Genomic DNA, 17,128 nt, shown 5'->3' on the forward strand with positions numbered 1-17,128 from the left:
GGAGCCCCTCGCATGACCAAGGAAACCGAAGCCGAACTGTCCGGCGCGACTGCCCGGCGCAAGCCCAAGGCCGCGACCGACATGATCGGCAATCACCGGCTGAAGCCTTCAACGCTGATGATGGGCCATGGCTATGATCCGACGCTTTCGGAAGGCTCGCTCAAATCGCCGATCTTTCTGACTTCCACATTCGTCTTCCCCAATGCCGCTGCAGGCAAACGACATTTCGAGGGCGTTACTGGCAAGCGGCCGGGCGGGTCGGAAGGCCTGGTCTATTCACGCTTCAATGGCCCGAACCAGGAAATCCTCGAAGACCGACTAGCGGTGTGGGAAGATGCCGAGGACGCCCTCGCTTTTTCGTCAGGCATGTCGGCCATTGCGACCCTCTTCCTGTCGATGGTGAAACCCGGGGACACGATCGTCCATTCCGGCCCGCTTTACGCGGCCACGGAGACGCTGATTGCGCGCATCCTCGGCAAGTTCGGGGTCGAGTGGCTCGATTTTCCAGCCGGCGCGACGCGCGACGAGATCGATGCCGTGATGCAGCGCGCGGCCAAGGGCAATGTCGCGCTCATCTACCTGGAGAGCCCGGCGAACCCGACCAATGCGCTGGTCGATGTCGAGGCGGTCCGGGCAAGCCGCGACGCCATCTTTACCGGTGAGAGCAAGCCGCCAATCGCCATCGACAATACGTTCCTGGGCCCAATCTGGGCGCAACCGCTGAAGCAGGGTGCCGAGCTGGTCGTCTACAGTCTCACCAAATATGCTGGCGGCCACTCGGATCTGGTGGCGGGCGGGGTGGTCGGCGGCAAGGCGCACATCAACACGCTTCGGATGATGCGCAACACGATCGGCACGATCTGCGATCCGAACACTGCCTGGATGCTGCTGCGCTCGCTTGAAACCCTGGAGCTGCGCATGAACCGGGCGGGCGAGAATGCCGTGAAGGTGTGCAACTTCCTGAAGGGGCATCCGAAGGTCGAGAAGGTCGGCTACCTCGGCTTCCTCGAGCAGGGCGACGACGCGCGGCAAGCCGACATCTATCGCCGCCATTGCACCGGCGCCGGTTCGACCTTCTCCCTCTATCTGAAGGGCGGCGAGACAGAAGCGTTCGCTTTCCTCGACGCGCTCAAGATTGCGAAGCTAGCGGTGTCGCTGGGGGGTACCGAGACGCTTGCTTCAGCGCCCGCTGCGATGACCCATCTTTCGGTTCCGGACGAGCGTAAGCGCGCCCTCGGCATTACCGACAATCTGGTGCGCATCTCGATCGGCGTCGAAGACCCGGACGACCTCATCGCCGATTTCGAGCAGGCGCTGGCGGCGGTGTAGCGGAACACCTTGCTCCCCTGCGGATTATCTCGCACTGGTAACGAGATGGCCGCACCCGCCGATTTCCTCGAAGAGACCGACGCCGGCGGGCGGGTGGTGCGGTTCAGCGGATCGCTGACGCTGGCGCGCGTGCGCGACCTGCCGGAGCGACTGCAGGCGATCGAAGGCCCCGTCGCCACCGTCGACCTGAGCGGCGCCGAACGCATCGATACGATCGGCGCGTTTCTGGTCACCCGCTTCGCCGAAGAGCATGGCGCCACGCTGACCGGCGCCAGCCCCGAGGCCAGGCGACTGATCGACGAGGTCGAGCGCGCGCACGAACCGGTGCAGATGCGGCCGGAGCCCCAGCCCTCGTTCCAGCGCGTGCTGGAAGAGATCGGCGCAGCCACAGCCACCGCGGGCCGGACCCTGCTCGGCCTGCTCGCCTTTTTTGGCGGGATGATCGTGGCGGCCGGTTCGGTGATCCGCCACCCCCGGCGCTTCCGCTGGAATGCGGTCATCCAGCGTTTCGAGGTGGTCGGCGTCTCGGCGCTTGGCATCATCGGGCTGATGAGCTTCCTGATCGGCATCGTCATCGCGCAGCAGGGCGCCGTCCAGCTTGCCGCTTATGGCGCCGAGTTCCTGACCATCAACCTGATCGGCCGCATTACGCTCCGCGAGCTGGGCGTATTGATGACCGCGATCATGGTCGCAGGGCGCTCCGGCTCGGCCTTTGCCGCCCAGCTCGGCACGATGAAACTGACCGAAGAGATCGACGCGATGCGCACGATCGGCGTGTCGCCGATGGAGGCGCTGGTGCTGCCGCGCGTGCTGGCGGCCGTGTTCATGATGCCGTTGCTCGGCATGTATTCGTCGCTGATCGCGATCGTCGGCGGCGGCATCTTCTGCTGGATTTCGCTGGACATCCCGCCCGTCACCTTCGTCCAGCGGTTGCGCGAAGTGGTGCCGATCACCGACCTGTATGTCGGCCTGGTCAAGGCGCCGGTGTTCGGGGCGATTATCGCCCTGACCGGCTGCTACCAGGGCATGAACGTCGAGAATGACGCGGAGCAGGTCGGCCTGCGCACCACCGCGGCGGTCGTGCAGGGCATCTTCCTCGTGATCGTCATCGACGCCTTCTTTGCCGTCTTCTTCGAGCGGATCGGCTGGATATGAGCGGCGATCCGATCATCCGCGTGCGCGGGCTGAAGAACAGCTTCGGCGAACAGGTCGTGCATGACGGCCTGGAGCTCGAAGTGCGGCGCGGCGAGATCCTCGGCGTGGTCGGCGGCTCCGGCACCGGCAAGTCGGTGCTGATGCGGTCGATCATCGGCCTGCAGACGCCCGTCGAAGGCGAAGTCGAGGTGTTCGGCGAGCCGATGATCGGGCGTGACGACGAAGACACCGTCGAAGTGCGGAAGCGTTGGGGCGTGCTGTTCCAGGGCGGCGCTCTCTTCTCGACCCTCACCGTGGCCGAGAATGTTCAGGTCCCGCTGAAGGAATTTTACCCCGACCTCAGCCCCGAGCTGCTGAACGAGATCGCCGCCTATAAGGTGGTGATGACTGGCCTGCCTGCCGAGGCCGGTCCCAAATACCCGGCCGAACTCTCGGGGGGCATGAAGAAACGCGCCGGCCTCGCGCGTGCGCTGGCCCTCGACCCGGAGCTGCTGTTCCTCGACGAGCCGACTGCCGGTCTTGACCCCATCGGTGCGGCGCGGTTCGACGAACTGACGCGCAGCCTGCGCGACACGCTCGGCCTGACCGTGTTCCTGATCACCCACGATCTCGACACGCTCTATGCGATCTGCGACCGGGTCGCGGTGCTTGCCGACCGGAAAGTGATCGCGGTTGGAACGATCCCGGAACTATTGGCATTGGACCACCCGTGGATACAGGAATATTTCAAGGGACCGCGCGGGCGACTGGCGGCGCAGGCCGAAGGACGGCGAGAGGCTGAGGTGACGCGCTGATGGAAACCCGCTCGAATCATGTGCTGGTCGGATCGGTGGTGCTGATCCTGCTGCTCGCCACGGCAGTGTTCACCATCTGGCTCGCACGGGTCGCCGACACGGAGCAGAAGGTCTACGACATCTTCTTCAAACAGTCCGTCGAAGGCCTCGCGCGCGGATCGGCGGTCAGTTTCCGCGGTGTGCCGGCCGGCCAGGTGCAGGAAATCAAGATCTGGAAGGACAATCCGGAGTTCGTTCGCGTGCGGATCGCGATCGACGAGGATGTCCCTGTGCTGATCGGCACAACGGCCAGCATCCAGGGCAGCTTCACCGGCGTCTCTACCCTGCTGCTGCAAGGCGCACAAAAGGGCGCGCCGCCGATCACCGAGATCGGCCCGGCCGGCGCGCCGGTCATCCCCACCCAGGCGGGCGGCCTCGGCGCCTTGCTCAACAGCGCGCCGCAATTGCTCGAGCGATTGTCGACGCTGACCGAGCGGCTGACGCAGTTGCTCAACGACCGGAACCAGCAGTCATTCGGCAACATCCTCAAGAATATCGATCGGTTGAGCGGCGACCTCGCCAATCGTGGGCCGGAAATCGCCGCCACGATCGCGGAGACCCGCATCGCTATCCAGCAGGCGGGCAATGCCGCCGAACAGATCGGCAAGCTGGCTGGCACCACCAATCAGCTGCTCGACGAACAGGGCCGGCCGCTGGTGGCGGACCTCCGCGCAACGGTGGCCCGCGCCCGCACCAGCATGGACACTCTCGATGCCGTGCTGAACGATGCCCGGCCGGGCGTTCAGGCCTTTTCGAAGCAGACCCTGCCCGAGGTGGGCCTGCTGATCCGCGACCTGCGCGAAATGTCCGAAGCGCTGAGCGGCGTCGCCGAACGTCTTAACCGCGGCGGCGCGAGCGGCCTGATCGGCAGCTCCAAGCTTCCAGACTATGAGCCGAAATGAGGGTCGCCATGCTCCAACACAAAGATCCGTTCGGTTCGAGCGAAGTCGAGAACCCCTCGCGCCGAGCTTCTCGACTTCGCTCGGAGCGAACGGGATTAGGTGTGCTCCTTGTCTTCGCGTTGTCCGGCTGCATCAGCTTCGGCGAGAAGCCGCCTGAGCGGCTGCTGCGGCTGACCGCGACACAGTCGGTCGCGCCAGGCACCGGGCAGAGCGTTTCGCCGGGTGAAGCCATCACGGTCATTCCGCCGACGGTGCCTGCCGAACTCGCCAGCAATCGCGTGCCGGTCCGCAGCGGCTCTACGGAAGTCGCCTATGTGAAGAAGGCGCAATGGGTGGAGCCGCCGTCGCGCCTCTTCGCTCGGCTGTTGTCCGAGGTGATCGCGGCGCGCACTGGGCGGCCGGTCCTGTCGGGCCGGCAGTTCGTCATGGACCCGGGCGTCCGCGTCACCGGCCAGCTCCAGGCGTTCGGCATCGATGAAGCGAGTCAGAGCGCAGTCGTCACCTTCGACGCCGCCGTCGCGCGCGGCACGGCCATCCAGACGCGCCGCTTCGAAGCGCGCGTACCGGTCAGCGCCATCGAGGCAGCGCCAGTGGGCGCGGCGCTGAACCAAGCCGCAAATCAGGTGGCGGCGGAAGTCGCGGACTGGCTGAAATAGCCATGTTCTCCGGCGAAGGCCGGAGCCTTGCGGCCTAGAGCTCCGGCCTTCGCCGGAGCACTGGCGGGTTTACGCGAGCGACTTACTCGCCTGTTCGAACACATCCTTTGAGAGCTGGGGCGAGGCGACGATGCGTTCGAGTTCCGCACGCATCTGCGCACCGCGCTCCGGAGCGAAGCGACGCCAGCGGCCGAGCGGCACGACGAAGCGGGCGGCGGTCTGCGGATTGAGCTTGTCGAGCTCCAGCACCGTGTCGGCGAGGAACTGGTAGGACCGCACTCCGCCGCTGTGGAAGCCGTGTTGATTGGCCGAGAAGGCGCCGACCAGCGCCCGCGCGCGATTCGGGTTGGTAAGCGTGAAGTCCGGATGCCGGGAGAGCCGCAAGACGTCGTCGAGCACTCCTGCCCTACTGGCCAGCGCCTGGGTGGTGAACCATTTGTCGAGCACCAGCGGGTCGCCGCGATAAAGATCGTAAAAGGCGGCCAGCGCCTTTTCGCGCTCGGCCGTTTCGCTGCTTGCCAGCGCGTTGAGGGCGCCCTGCCGATCGGTCATGTTCGATGCGCCCTGGAACTGCTCCCAAGCCAGCATGGGCGCGTCCTGCGCGCCGCCTGCCATCAGGAAGCCGAGCGCGACCGAGCGCAGGCGCCGCGCGCCCTTGGCCGCCGGCGTGAGCTCGAAGCGGTTGGCGGCGCTCCCGAGATAGGCCTCGCGCCAATCCGTCTCCAGCGCGCGCCCGAGCCGCTGCCGCAGTGACTCGCGAGCCGCATGAATGGCTTCGGGATCGACCATGACCATCTGATCGCCGATAAAGGCCTCGGACGGCGGCAGCACCGCTTCGCCGATAAAGGCCTTGTCCAGCGCGGGATTGGTGAGCGTCCGCCGCACCGCCTCGATTACCGCATCATCGTCGAACGGCGCGCCTTCGATCGCTGCGATCAGCCCGCCGAGCATCAGCTGCTGGAGCGCCTCGTAACGCGCGAACGGATCATCATCATGGGCGGAAAGCAGCGCGAGGTTGGCCGCCGTGCGATCGCTTTCGACCACCACCGGAGCGGAGAAGCCCCGGTTGATCGACAGCACCGGCGGCTCGGCCAGGCCGGCGAAGCGCAGCTCGGTACTCGCGTCGTCGAGCACGACCAGCTGCTCCTCCACCAGCCGGGTACCGCTTTCGGCGCCGAACAGCGCGAGCCGCAGCGGGAGTGGCATCGGCTGCTTGTGCGGCTGGCCGGGCGTGGGGGGGACCTGCTGCTCCAGGGCGACAACCGTCTCGCCGCCGCTAATGCGGACGCTTGCCTTCACCTTGGGCGTGCCGGCCTGTTCGTACCAGCGGCGGAAGCGCGAGAGGTCGAGCCCGGCGCCCTCCTCCATTGCGGCCACGAAATCGTCGCACGTGACCGCCTGGCCGTCGAAGCGATCGAAATAGAGGTCGGTGCCGCGGCGGAACCGCTCGGGACCCGCCAGCGTGTGCATCATGCGGATCAGCTCGGCGCCCTTGTTGTAGATCGTCGCCGTGTAGAAGTTGCTGATCTCGATGAAGCTGTCCGGCCTGACCGGATGGGCGAGCGGTCCGGCGTCTTCGGGGAACTGCGCCGCGCGCAGCACGCGCACATCCTCGATCCGCTTGACCGCCGCCGAGCCGTGATCGGCCGAGAATTGCTGGTCCCGGAAGACGGTGAAGCCTTCCTTCAGCGACAGCTGGAACCAGTCACGGCAGGTGATCCGGTTGCCCGACCAGTTATGGAAATATTCGTGGGCGACGACGGCCGCGACCGCATCGAAATCCGCATCGGTCGCGGTTTCCGGATCGGCGAGGATGTAGCGCGAGTTGAAGATGTTGAGGCCCTTATTCTCCATCGCGCCGAAGTTGAAATCCGCGACCGCGACGATGTTGAACACGTCGAGATCATATTCGCGACCATAGACGCGCTCGTCCCAGGCCATCGCGTCTTTCAGCGCCTGCATCGCATGCGCGGTCTTGGGCAGGTCGGCCTGCCGCACCCAGATGCCGAGATCGACCTTGCGGCTCGACATGGTCGTGAAGCTGTCGCGGTTCGCCTGCAGATCGCCCGCGACCAGCGCGAACAGGTATGATGGCTTCAGGAACGGGTCGTGCCACTCGGCCCAATGCCGCCCATCGGGAAGATCGCCGCTACCGGCGAGATCGCCGTTCGACAGCAGCACCGGGAAGCGCGCCTTGTCCGCGACCATTCGCACCCGATAACGGGCAAGCACGTCCGGTCGGTCGGGAAACGGCGTGATGCGCCGAAACCCCTCCGCCTCGCACTGGGTGCAAAGCAGCCCGCCCGACGCGTAAAGCCCCATCAACTCGGTATTCTTGTCCGGCGCGAGCACGCATTCCGTTTCGATAAGGTGCGCTTCACCCGGCAAATCGACGACATATTGGCCGCCCTCTTCACGATAAGCAGCCGCCGCGCCATCTGTGCGGAACGAGAGCAACTCCTGCCCGCCATGGTCCAGCCGCAGCGGCCCCTCGCCCGCGCGCTCCACCTGCAAGCGGCTGCGCACGATCGTCTGCGCGGGATCGAGCTCGAACTCGAGCGCGATCTCCGCCACGCGCCAGTCGGGCGGACGATAATCCTCGCGGCGGATGACCTGCGGTGCGGCGCTGTTCTGAACGTCTGCCATACCGCCGGGCCTAGCTATCTGAGGCGGTGGGCGGAAGGAAAATGGTGCTGCCGGTGAGGATTGAACTCACGACCTCAGCCTTACCAAGGATGCGCTCTACCACTGAGCTACGGCAGCACTGCCCGCGGGCGAGGCGGGCACTTGGGCGAGGGCCGCGCGCTTGTCAACCCGTTGAGGGCGGGAGTAGCGGGTCGGCATGAGCAAGGACGATCGGGCGGAACGACTAGCGGCGGCGCTGCGGGAAAATCTGCGCAAGCGGAAGGCACAGGGGCGCGACACGGAAGGAAGCGGGACCCCGGCTCAAGGCCGGGGTGACGATGACTCCGAAAACTCTCACCCGTCATCCGGGACTTGATCCGGGATCCCGCTTTTCCTTCAAAGAGCAGCGCACTCCGCTTCGAGCCAGGCGCGAATTTCGCCTCCAACCTGAGGGCCGATCTTGGCCAGCACCTGCGCGTGATAGGCGTTGAGCCAGGCGCGCTCGGCCGCGGTCAGCATCGCGGCGTCAATGAGGCGCCGGTCGATCGGTGCGAAGGTGAGCGTCTCGAAGCCGAGCATCTCGCGCTCGGCGCCGGGCACCTCCTTCGCCACCACCAGCACGAGGTTCTCGATGCGGATGCCGTATTCCCCGCCTTTGTAATAGCCGGGCTCGTTGGAGAGGATCATGCCTTCGGCCAGCGGTTCGTCGCCGCCGCCGAAGGTCGCGATTCGCGCCGGCCCTTCATGCACCGACAGATAGCTGCCGACGCCGTGGCCGGTGCCATGGGCGTAATCGAGGCCGGCCTCCCACAGCGGGCGGCGGGCGAAGGCGTCGATCTGCTGGCCGCGCGTGCCCTTGGGAAACAACGCAGTGGCGATGGCGATATGACCCTTCAGCACCCGCGTGAACCGGTCTCGCATCTCGGGCGTGGGCTGGCCGACGATCACGGTGCGGGTGATGTCCGTCGTGCCGTCCCGATACTGGCCGCCTGAATCGACCAGATAAATACCGTTCATCGTGATCGGCAGGCTGGACTCATCGGTGACGCGATAGTGCGGGATGGCTGCGTTCGGACCGGCCGCGGAGATGGTGTCGAACGACAGGTCTTCGAGCAGTCCGGTCTCGTCACGGAACGCGCGCAGCTTCGCGGCCGCGCTCATTTCGGTCAGCTGGCCCTTGGGCGCCTCGATCGACAGCCAGTGCAGGAAGCGGACGATGGCGGCCCCGTCGCGCGCCTGCGCCGCCTGGTGGCCGGCAATCTCAACCGGGTTCTTTTTCGCCTTGGCGAGCACGGCGGGATCACGCAGCTGCAGCGGCTGCGCACCGCCCTGCTCCAACTTCTCGAAAATGGCGGCGACCGCCCGCTCGGGATCGACCGCCACCCGCTTGCCGGCAAAGCCCGCCAGCGCCTTCGGGAACTCCGCCCGGTCGTGCAACCGCACCGCGTTGCCGAGGTGCTGGGCAACATCCTCGCCGACCTTTTCGGGCCGGACGAATAGGTCGGCAGTGCCGTCGGCGTTGACGAGCGCATAGGCGAGCGCGACCGGCGTGCGTTCCACGTCCTTGCCGCGCACGTTGAACGTCCAGGCGATCGAGTCGAGCGCGGAGAGGACTACGGCATCGGCGCGCTTGGCGGCGAGCCAATCGGCGATCTCCGCCCGCTTTTCCGCCGAGTTCTTGCCGGCGAACTGATCCGGGTGGACGACCAGCTTGGCACGGCTGGGCTCCGGCTTGTCCGGCCAGACCGCGTCGACGGGGTTGGTGTCGACCGCAAGCAGCGTTGCGCCCTTCTCCGCCAAGGCCTTGGTGGCCGCTTCGACCCAGGCGCGGGTGTGAAGCCAGGGATCATAGCCGATCCGCGCACCGTTCGCGGCGTGCTCGCCCAGCCAGTCGGAAACTGATGTCTCCGGCACCGAGACATAGGCCCAGTGCTTCGGATCGACCTGCTCGCGCACCTGCAGCGTATAGCGGCCGTCGATGAAGATCGCCGCCTCTTCGGGCAGCACCACCGCCGTGCCGGCCGAGCCCTGGAAACCCGTCAGCCAAGCAAGCCGCTGGGCGTAAGCGCCGACATATTCGGACATATGCTCGTCGGTCAGCGGTACGACGAATCCGTCCAGCCGGTCGCGCTTCAGCTGCTCGCGCAGGGCCGCTAGGCGCGCTTCATAGGTGGACATGGGGCACTCCTCTCGACTGTGTGGGAGTGCGTCTAACAGCTCCTCCCCGGAACGGGGAGGGGGACCATGCGAAGCATGGTGGAGGGGGCCCACCGCCGGAACACGGACCGGGCCCCCTCCGTCAGGCCTTTGGCCTGCCACCTCCCCGTTCCGGGGAGGATAGACTCAGTAACTCTAGTTCTGTCCGCCCGAGGCACCGCCGGCCATTTCACTCTGCTGGCCGATCTGCCGCGAGCCTTGCTGGCCGAAGCCGAAGGCGGAGCCCTGGCCGGAGCCTTGCTGCCCGCCCTGCCCGCCTTGCGTTTCCTTCATCAGGCAATCGTGAAGCAACGTCTTTGCCTGTTCGGCGAGCTGGCGCTGCGTCTGCGCAGCCTGCTGGAAGAACTGCGCGAGCTGCTGGTCACCGCTCTGGGCGTCCTGCTGATAGGTCTCGCAATTCTCGACACCCTGGAGCGCGTGGTAAAGCACGGCCGTCAGGTCGTACGTCGTGTCGCGCGTGCCGGTCTGGCCGCTACCGCCTTGATTCTGCATCTGTCTCTCCGTCGCGAAAAGGCGCGAGGCGAAGCTGCGCTCGCGTCGCGGTTTCAACGGAGGCAGTGACGCAGCGTTCCTCTCGTTACGCCCGCGTCAGACCAATCGGCTCTGCTTCACGGCCGCTTCGACGAAGCTGGCGAAGAGCGGGTGCGGCTCGAAGGGCTTGGACTTGAGCTCCGGGTGAAATTGCACGCCGACGAACCAGGGATGATCGGGACGCTCGACGATTTCCGGCAACGCGCCGTCCGGGCTCATGCCGGTGAAGAGCAGGCCGCCCTTCTCCAGCGCCTCGCGATAATGAATGTTCACTTCATAGCGGTGGCGGTGGCGTTCGCTGATCTCGCGCGCGCCGTAGATCGACTCGACGACGCTGTTGCCCTTGAGCGTCGCGGGAAAGGCCCCCAGGCGCATCGTGCCGCCCAGATCGCCATTCGCCTCCCGCTTCTGCAGCCCTTCCTTCGACATCCACTCGGTGATCAGGCCGACGACGGGCTCATCGGTCGGGCCGAACTCGGTCGTCGAGGCGCCCTTGATGCCGGCAACGTTCCGCGCGCCGTCGATGCAGGCCATCTGCATGCCCAGGCAGATGCCGAAGAACGGAACGTTCCGTTCGCGCGCGAACTTGACGCTGGAGATTTTGCCCTCGGAGCCGCGCTCGCCGAAGCCGCCGGGCACGAGGATGGCGTGCATCGGCTCCAGTTCGGTCGTGACCTGATCCTCATGCTCGAACAGTTCGGCATCGATCCACTTGATGTTGACCTTCACCCGATTGGCGATGCCGCCATGGACGAGCGCTTCGTGCAGCGACTTATAGGCGTCCGGCAGACCGACATATTTGCCAACGACGCCGATCGTCACCTCACCTTCGGGATTCTCCAGCCGGTCCATGATCTCGGACCAGCGGGAGAGGTTCGGGCTGGCCGGCGGCGTCTCGATGCCGAAGGCGCGCAGCACTTCGCGGTCGAGCCCTTCCGCATGATATTGGAGCGGCACGCCATAGATGCTCTTGGCGTCGAGCGCGGGCACGACCGCTTCCTTCCGCACGTTGCAGAACAGCGCAATCTTGGCGCGTTCGCTGTCCGGCAGCGGCTTTTCGCAGCGGCAGACGAGCACGTCCGGCTGGATGCCGAGCGCGGTCAGCTCGCGCACGCTGTGCTGCGTCGGCTTGGTCTTCAGCTCGCCGGCGGCGGCGATGTAGGGCACGAGCGTCACGTGCACGAAGACACTGTTCTCGCGGCCGAGATCGTTGCGCAGCTGCCGGACGGCTTCGATGAAGGGCAGCGACTCGATGTCCCCGACCGTCCCACCGATCTCGCACAGCACGAAGTCGAGATCCTCGACATCGGTCTGCGCGAAGGCCTTGATGGCGTCGGTGACGTGCGGGATCACCTGCACGGTCGCGCCGAGATAGTCGCCCCGCCGCTCGCGCTGGATCACGGTCTGGTAGATGCGGCCGGACGTGACATTGTCCGACTGGCGGCTCGGCACGCCGGTGAACCGCTCATAATGGCCGAGATCGAGATCGGTCTCGGCGCCGTCGTCGGTCACATAGACTTCGCCGTGCTGATACGGGCTCATCGTGCCCGGATCGACGTTGAGATAAGGATCAAATTTCCGGATGCGCACGCGGTAACCACGCGCCTGGAGGAGGGCAGCCAGAGAGGCCGCCATCAAGCCTTTGCCAAGCGAGGAAACCACGCCGCCGGTGATGAAAATATACCGCGCCATGGGAGGAATGGCTTAGCCGGGGGAATCGGGCAGGGGCAAGCTCTTTAGCTCCTCCCCCACACGGGGAGGAACTTACTTGGTCGCGGGCGCCGTCGAGTTGCCCGCTGCCTGACCCGCTGCCGCAGCAAGCGGATCGACGGGCGCGGTGGTCGGCGCAGCCAGCGGTGCCGTCTGGGCAGGAGTGGCGGCGGTCGCGTCGACCCGGCCAGTGCGGTTGTTCAGCGACGCGATCGTGGCCAGCGCGATGCAGAGCAGCACGAAGACGGTCGCCAGGATCGCGGTCGCGCGGGTCAGGAAGTCGGCCGCGCCGCGCGCCGACATCAGCCCGGTCGGGCTGCCGCCGGTCAGGCCGCCGCCTTCGGACCGCTGCATCAGGATCACGGTGACGAGCGCCGCGGCGATAATGGCCTGCACGACGAGGAGGAAGGTGAACATCTCTGGCTTTCTATTCGAAGTGGCGGGGCCTTTAGCGTCAGAACCCCGAACCGTCCATCCTCAGGCCTGAACCGCTTCCGCAGCTTTCGCAACCGCCACCAGCGCCGGGCGCAGCAGGCGATCCTTGATCATGAAGCCGGCCTGCATTTCCTGCACAACGGTGCCGGGTTCGGCATCGGCGCTGGGCAGCTCGATCATCGCCTGATGCCGATTGGGGTCGAGCTTCTCGCCCAGTGCGGCGATGCGGCTGATGCCGTTGCGTTCGAACACCGCAGCCAGTTCGCGGCCGGTCGCTTCGAGGCCGACGACCAACCCCTTGAACTTCTCGTCCTCGCGAAGCTCGGCCGGAATCGCCTGCAGCGCGCGTTCCAGGTTATCCGACACCGACAGCATGTCGCGCGCGAAGGAGGTGGCGGCGTAGGCGCGCGCGTCCTGCGCGTCCTTTTCCAACCGCCGGCGAACATTCTGCGTCTCGGCCTGGGCATAGAGCACCGCGGCCTTGGCCTCGGCCAACTCAGCCTCCAATGCCGTCACGCGATCATGCTCCGCCACTTCCGGAGCATCCGCAGCCGCTTCTTCGCGAACCGTATCGTTCTCGTCCATCATCCCATCAGTCTTGATAATGTTTGTGCCGTAAAGTCCACCATGGGGACCACGCGCGCATAGTTCAACCGCGTCGGCCCGATCACCCCCACCACGCCGACCACCCGGCCGTCCGCCCCGCGATAAGGCGAAGCGATCACCGACGAGCCCGACAAGGCGAACAGTTTGTTTTCGGAACCGATGAAGATCTTGGTCGCCGCACCCTCGGCCGCGGAGTCGAGGACGCGCGCGATTTCCTGCGCCTCCTCCAGCTCGCCGAGCAGCTGGCGGACACGCTCCAGATCGGCGGCCGCAGCGGCGTCGATCAGGTGCGACTGGCCGCGGACGATCAGCACCGGCCGCCGGTCGCCATCTTCGGACCAGATGGCAAGGCCGCGCTCGACCAGCTCGCGCGAGGCGGCATCGAGCGCCCGGCGTCCCGCGCCGATCTCCGCCTGCAGCCGCGCCCGCGCCTCGCCCAGCGTCATGCCGGCAAGCTGGTCGGACACGAAGTTCGCCGCTTCGATCAGCGAGCTCGGCGACACGCCCGGCGGCAAGTCGATGACGCGATTTTCGACGCTGCCGTCCTGCCCCACCAGCACCGCCAGCGCCTGTTCGCGCGATAGCGGCACGAAGCCGATCTGCCGCAGCCGCGGCTCGCGCCGGGGCACCATCACCACGCCTGCACAGGCCGAGAGGTCGGACAAGGCCGCGCTGGCAGCCGAAAGCGCATTCTCGATCGGTCCACCGTCGCGGCCGAGCTGGCGCTCGATCATGCGCCGTTCCTCGGCCGAGGGCTCGGCCGCCTGCATGATCGCGTCGACGAACAGGCGCAGGCCCTGCTCGGTCGGCATGCGCCCGGCGGAGATATGCGGTGCGGACAGCAGCCCCGCTTCTTCCAGGTCCTGCATCACGTTGCGGATCGAGGCGGGCGACAGGTTGAACCCGCCAACTTTCGAGATGGTGCGCGATCCCACCGGCACGCCCGTGCCGAGATAGGATTCGACCACCACGCGAAACACTTCGCGCGCCCGGTCGGACAATTCGGTGATCGGCTGGCTGGCCATGGCGGGTTATGTATGGACTCTCATCTTCGCCGTCACCTAGGGCGCTGCCACACTTTCAGAGGAACACCTATGCGACCCTCAGGCCGCGCGCCCGACCAGATGCGCGCCATCACCATCGAGCCGAACTTCACCCGCCACGCCGAAGGGTCGGTGCTGATCGGCTTTGGCGACACCAAGGTCCTGGTCACCGCCAGCGTGGAGGAAAAGGTCCCGCCGTTCCTGCGGGGCAAGGGCGAAGGCTGGGTCACGGCGGAATATGGCATGCTGCCCCGCGCCACCCACACCCGCGGCAGCCGCGAAGCGGCCAAGGGTAAGCAGTCCGGCCGCACGCAGGAAATCCAGCGGCTGATCGGCCGCTCGCTGCGCGCCGTCGTCGACCTGAAGGCGCTCGGCGAGCGCCAGATCGTGCTCGACTGCGACGTGATCCAGGCGGATGGCGGCACGCGGACGGCCTCCATCTCCGGCGCATGGGTGGCGCTGCGCATGGCCGTCGACACGCTCAACCTGCCCGTCGACCCGATCCGCGACCAGGTGGCGGCGATCAGCTGCGGCATCTGGGAGGGCACGCCGGTGCTCGACCTCGACTATCCCGAAGACTCGACCGCGCATGCCGACGCCAACTTCGTGCTGACCGGCCAGGGCAATATCGTCGAGGTGCAGGCGACCGCCGAGGGCGCGACCTATGACGAGGAAGGGCTGCTTCGCCTGCTCCGCCTCGCCCGGATCGGCTGCAACGACATCTTCGCGGCCCAGCGCAAGGCGGTCGGCCGGTGACCCGGAGGCTTGAGGCGGGCCGGCTCGTCGTCGCCAGCCATAATGAAGGCAAGGTGCACGAGCTGCGCGTCCTGCTCGAGCCCTACGGCCTGGAGCTGGTCTCCGCCAAGGAACTCGACCTGCCCGAGCCGGAAGAGACCGGCACCACCTTCTTCTTCAACGCCGAACTGAAGGCGCGGAGCGCGGCGGACCTGTCGGGCCTGCCCGCCATCTCGGACGATAGCGGCATCTGCGTCGAAGCTCTGGGCGGAGAACCGGGCGTATACACGGCGAACTGGGCCGAAACCGACGGCGGCCGCGACTGGATGCTCGCCATGTCGCGCGTGCAGGAGCGGCTGGAGGCACTCGGTCCGGGCGTGAGCCGCGCCGCCTATTTCGCTTGCGTGCTGTGCGTCGTGTGGCCGGACGGACATGTCGAAAGTTTCGAAGGCCGGGCCGAAGGTTCGCTGGTCTGGCCGCCGCGGGGCGAGCGGGGCTTCGGCTATGATCCGGTGTTCGTGCCGCAGGGTTATGACCAGACTTTCGGCGAGATGGACCCGGAGGAAAAGCACCGGATCAGCCACCGGGCCGCGGCTTTCGCGAAGCTGAAGGCGGCGCTCCTCTGAGCATCGAGATACAAAAATCGGTTCGACCTGAGCTTGTCGAAGGCCTCCCTTCTTTCACCTCTTCGGCGCCTAAGAAAGGGAGGGCTTCGACAAGCTCAGCCCAAACCGGAGAGGAGGACCTGCCGACGGGCACCCCCCTCGCCCTCTACATTCATTGGCCGTTCTGCGTTTCGAAATGCCCCTATTGCGACTTCAACAGCCATGTGCGGAGCGACGTCGATCAGCAGCAATGGCGTGCGGCCCTGTTGGCCGACCTTGCGCATGAAGCGTCGCTCACGCCGGGTCGTCCGCTCTCCTCGATCTTTTTTGGTGGCGGTACGCCGTCGCTGATGCCGCCGCAGACCGTCGCGGCACTGATCGAAGCGGCCGAGCGGCATTGGGGCTTTGCCCGAGGGATCGAGATCACGTTGGAGGCGAACCCCTCTTCCGTCGAAGCCGCGCGCTTCGCGGACCTGGCGGCGGCGGGCGTGAACCGCGTCTCGCTGGGCCTGCAGGCGCTCGACGATCAGGCGCTGGCCTTTCTGGGTCGTGCCCATGACGTGCGGGAAGGCCTGGCTGCCCTCGAGACGGCCCAAAGCGTGTTCGACCGGGTCAGTTTCGACCTGATCTATGCCCGGCCTGGACAATCACCGGAAGACTGGCGCGCGGAGCTGTCGCGCGCCCTGTCGTTTGGGACCGGCCACCTCTCTCTCTATCAACTGACGATCGAACCCGGCACGCGGTTCGCGGCACTGGCCGCCAAGGGAGCCCTGGCTGAGACCGATCCCGACCTCGCCGCCGACCTGTTCGAGCTGACGCGGGCATTTACTGCCGAGGCTGGACTGCCCGCCTATGAGGTGTCGAACCACGCGCGGCCGGGCGAAGAGAGCCGGCACAACCTGACCTATTGGCGTTACGGCGACTATCTGGGCGTCGGTCCCGGTGCGCACGGCCGCCGCTGCGCCGCCGCGAGCTTCCGCCGCAAGAAGCCGGAGAATTTCCTCGCCGCGGTCGCGCGCAACCGACATGGCATCGAGAGCGAAGACGCGCTCGATCCTCGCACCCAGGCTTCAGAAGCGCTGCTGATGGGCCTGAGGCTCGACGAAGGCGTGGACCTCGCCGCGATCAGCGACCGCACGGGCATTCGCCAGCTGGTCGACCACGCCGCCGTTGCGCGACTCAGCGCCTTGGGATTGATCGAGGCCGGTCAGCGGCTGCGGGTCACTCCCGCGGGCATGCTGCTGCTCGACCGCGTGCTGGCCGAGATCGTGCTTACTTGACCAGCTTCGCGTCGATTGCGTCCTGCCCCAGCTGCGCGGACGAGTTGTTGAGCCCATCGATCAGGGCGCGCAGCTGCGGGCGGGTGATGCCCGATGTCGGCACCTGCACCGAATAGGCGAGCTGTTTCTTGTCGTTCAGCCATACCTTCAGCAGGTCGAAGGATTCGTTCTGCTTGTTGACCCATTCCATCGGCGGCATCACGTCGGTGAAGCTGCTGCCGATCATCAGCGTCTTGCACGCCTTTTTGTCGCTGCAGCCGCCGAGCACGACCCAATAGCGCGAGTCATTGGACGTGATCACCGTCGACGGCGCGCCCGACAGGTCGAGGGCCTCGGGCGCATAGCCCATGTCCTTGAGCGCGGCGTGCAGGGCCGATGGCGTCTCGACGCCGATCGGCCGCTCGGCCTGGGCGTGGAGCGGCGCCGCAACCAGCGCCGCGACCGCGAAAAATCTCTTCATGCTACC

General features: G+C 66.4%; 16 protein-coding genes and 1 tRNA gene. 8 read left to right on the forward strand and 9 right to left on the reverse strand.

Annotation, left to right across the window (positions count from 1 at the left end; all coding sequences use genetic code 11):
* Window positions 1–12 precede the first annotated feature (12 nt).
* From HJG53_RS03760 to HJG53_RS03780, 5 genes are all read left to right on the forward strand, one after another.
* On the forward strand, window positions 13–1,329 hold the full coding sequence (locus HJG53_RS03760; RefSeq protein ID WP_171127819.1) for a cystathionine gamma-synthase family protein: 1,317 nt from the start codon (window positions 13–15) through the stop codon (window positions 1,327–1,329).
* A gap of 45 nt (window positions 1,330–1,374) precedes the next feature.
* Entirely contained in the window at window positions 1,375–2,484 is a 1,110-nt protein-coding gene (locus HJG53_RS03765) for an ABC transporter permease (protein WP_171127820.1), read from the forward strand.
* Complete coding sequence (locus HJG53_RS03770) at window positions 2,481–3,278, forward strand: ABC transporter ATP-binding protein (protein ID WP_171127821.1); 798 nt, start codon at window positions 2,481–2,483, stop codon at window positions 3,276–3,278. The genes HJG53_RS03765 and HJG53_RS03770 overlap by 4 nt, the downstream gene beginning before the upstream one ends.
* Window positions 3,278–4,219 carry an MlaD family protein gene (locus tag HJG53_RS03775; RefSeq protein ID WP_171127822.1) on the forward strand — a complete coding sequence of 314 codons (942 nt, stop codon included), beginning with the start codon at window positions 3,278–3,280 and terminating at the stop codon, window positions 4,217–4,219. Before HJG53_RS03770 ends, HJG53_RS03775 begins: the two co-directional genes overlap by 1 nt.
* 101 nt (window positions 4,220–4,320) lie before the next feature.
* Window positions 4,321–4,875 (forward strand): ABC-type transport auxiliary lipoprotein family protein, encoded by a 555-nt coding sequence (locus HJG53_RS03780; RefSeq protein ID WP_368039497.1) that lies wholly within the window; start codon window positions 4,321–4,323, stop codon window positions 4,873–4,875.
* Between the two features lie 69 nt (window positions 4,876–4,944).
* Here the strand turns inward: HJG53_RS03780 and pepN are convergent, their stop codons facing one another.
* From pepN to hrcA, 8 genes are all read right to left on the reverse strand, one after another.
* The gene (pepN, locus tag HJG53_RS03785; protein ID WP_171127824.1) at window positions 4,945–7,521 is read right to left on the reverse strand and encodes an aminopeptidase N; all 2,577 of its coding nucleotides are present in this window, start codon (window positions 7,519–7,521) and stop codon (window positions 4,945–4,947) included.
* Between the two features lie 42 nt (window positions 7,522–7,563).
* Window positions 7,564–7,638 (reverse strand) — tRNA-Thr (locus HJG53_RS03790).
* 258 nt (window positions 7,639–7,896) lie between these two features.
* Window positions 7,897–9,678: an aminopeptidase P family protein gene (locus HJG53_RS03795; protein ID WP_171127825.1), complete on the reverse strand. Its 1,782-nt coding sequence runs from the start codon at window positions 9,676–9,678 to the stop codon at window positions 7,897–7,899.
* Between the two features lie 174 nt (window positions 9,679–9,852).
* Window positions 9,853–10,209 carry a hypothetical protein gene (locus tag HJG53_RS18250; RefSeq protein ID WP_174842743.1) on the reverse strand — a complete coding sequence of 119 codons (357 nt, stop codon included), beginning with the start codon at window positions 10,207–10,209 and terminating at the stop codon, window positions 9,853–9,855.
* A gap of 96 nt (window positions 10,210–10,305) precedes the next feature.
* Window positions 10,306–11,940 carry a CTP synthase gene (locus HJG53_RS03805; RefSeq protein ID WP_171127826.1) on the reverse strand — a complete coding sequence of 545 codons (1,635 nt, stop codon included), beginning with the start codon at window positions 11,938–11,940 and terminating at the stop codon, window positions 10,306–10,308.
* A gap of 72 nt (window positions 11,941–12,012) precedes the next feature.
* Entirely contained in the window at window positions 12,013–12,375 is a 363-nt protein-coding gene (secG, locus tag HJG53_RS03810; protein ID WP_171127827.1) for a preprotein translocase subunit SecG, read from the reverse strand.
* Between the two features lie 60 nt (window positions 12,376–12,435).
* The gene (gene grpE, locus HJG53_RS03815; protein ID WP_171127828.1) at window positions 12,436–12,981 is read right to left on the reverse strand and encodes a nucleotide exchange factor GrpE; all 546 of its coding nucleotides are present in this window, start codon (window positions 12,979–12,981) and stop codon (window positions 12,436–12,438) included.
* Entirely contained in the window at window positions 12,978–14,024 is a 1,047-nt protein-coding gene (gene hrcA, locus HJG53_RS03820; RefSeq protein WP_171127829.1) for a heat-inducible transcriptional repressor HrcA, read from the reverse strand. Before hrcA ends, grpE begins: the two co-directional genes overlap by 4 nt.
* Before the next feature lie 69 nt (window positions 14,025–14,093).
* Between hrcA and rph the strand changes: the two genes are divergently transcribed.
* The 3 genes from rph to hemW all read left to right on the forward strand — a co-directional run bounded on the left by rph (window position 14,094) and on the right by hemW (window position 16,662).
* Window positions 14,094–14,798 (forward strand): ribonuclease PH, encoded by a 705-nt coding sequence (gene rph, locus HJG53_RS03825; protein WP_171127830.1) that lies wholly within the window; start codon window positions 14,094–14,096, stop codon window positions 14,796–14,798.
* A complete protein-coding gene (gene rdgB, locus HJG53_RS03830) occupies window positions 14,795–15,403 on the forward strand; it encodes an RdgB/HAM1 family non-canonical purine NTP pyrophosphatase (RefSeq protein ID WP_171127831.1) in 609 nt (202 codons plus the stop codon). The genes rph and rdgB overlap by 4 nt, the downstream gene beginning before the upstream one ends.
* 119 nt (window positions 15,404–15,522) lie before the next feature.
* Complete coding sequence (gene hemW / locus HJG53_RS03835; protein WP_171128168.1) at window positions 15,523–16,662, forward strand: radical SAM family heme chaperone HemW; 1,140 nt, start codon at window positions 15,523–15,525, stop codon at window positions 16,660–16,662.
* Here hemW and HJG53_RS03840 read toward each other — a convergent pair.
* A complete protein-coding gene (locus tag HJG53_RS03840) occupies window positions 16,655–17,122 on the reverse strand; it encodes a YbjN domain-containing protein (protein ID WP_171127832.1) in 468 nt (155 codons plus the stop codon). The genes hemW and HJG53_RS03840 overlap by 8 nt on opposite strands.
* Window positions 17,123–17,128 lie beyond the last annotated feature (6 nt).

It is taken from the genome of Sphingomonas sp. ID1715 (assembly GCF_013044515.1).
GTDB lineage: Bacteria > Pseudomonadota > Alphaproteobacteria > Sphingomonadales > Sphingomonadaceae > Sphingomonas_B.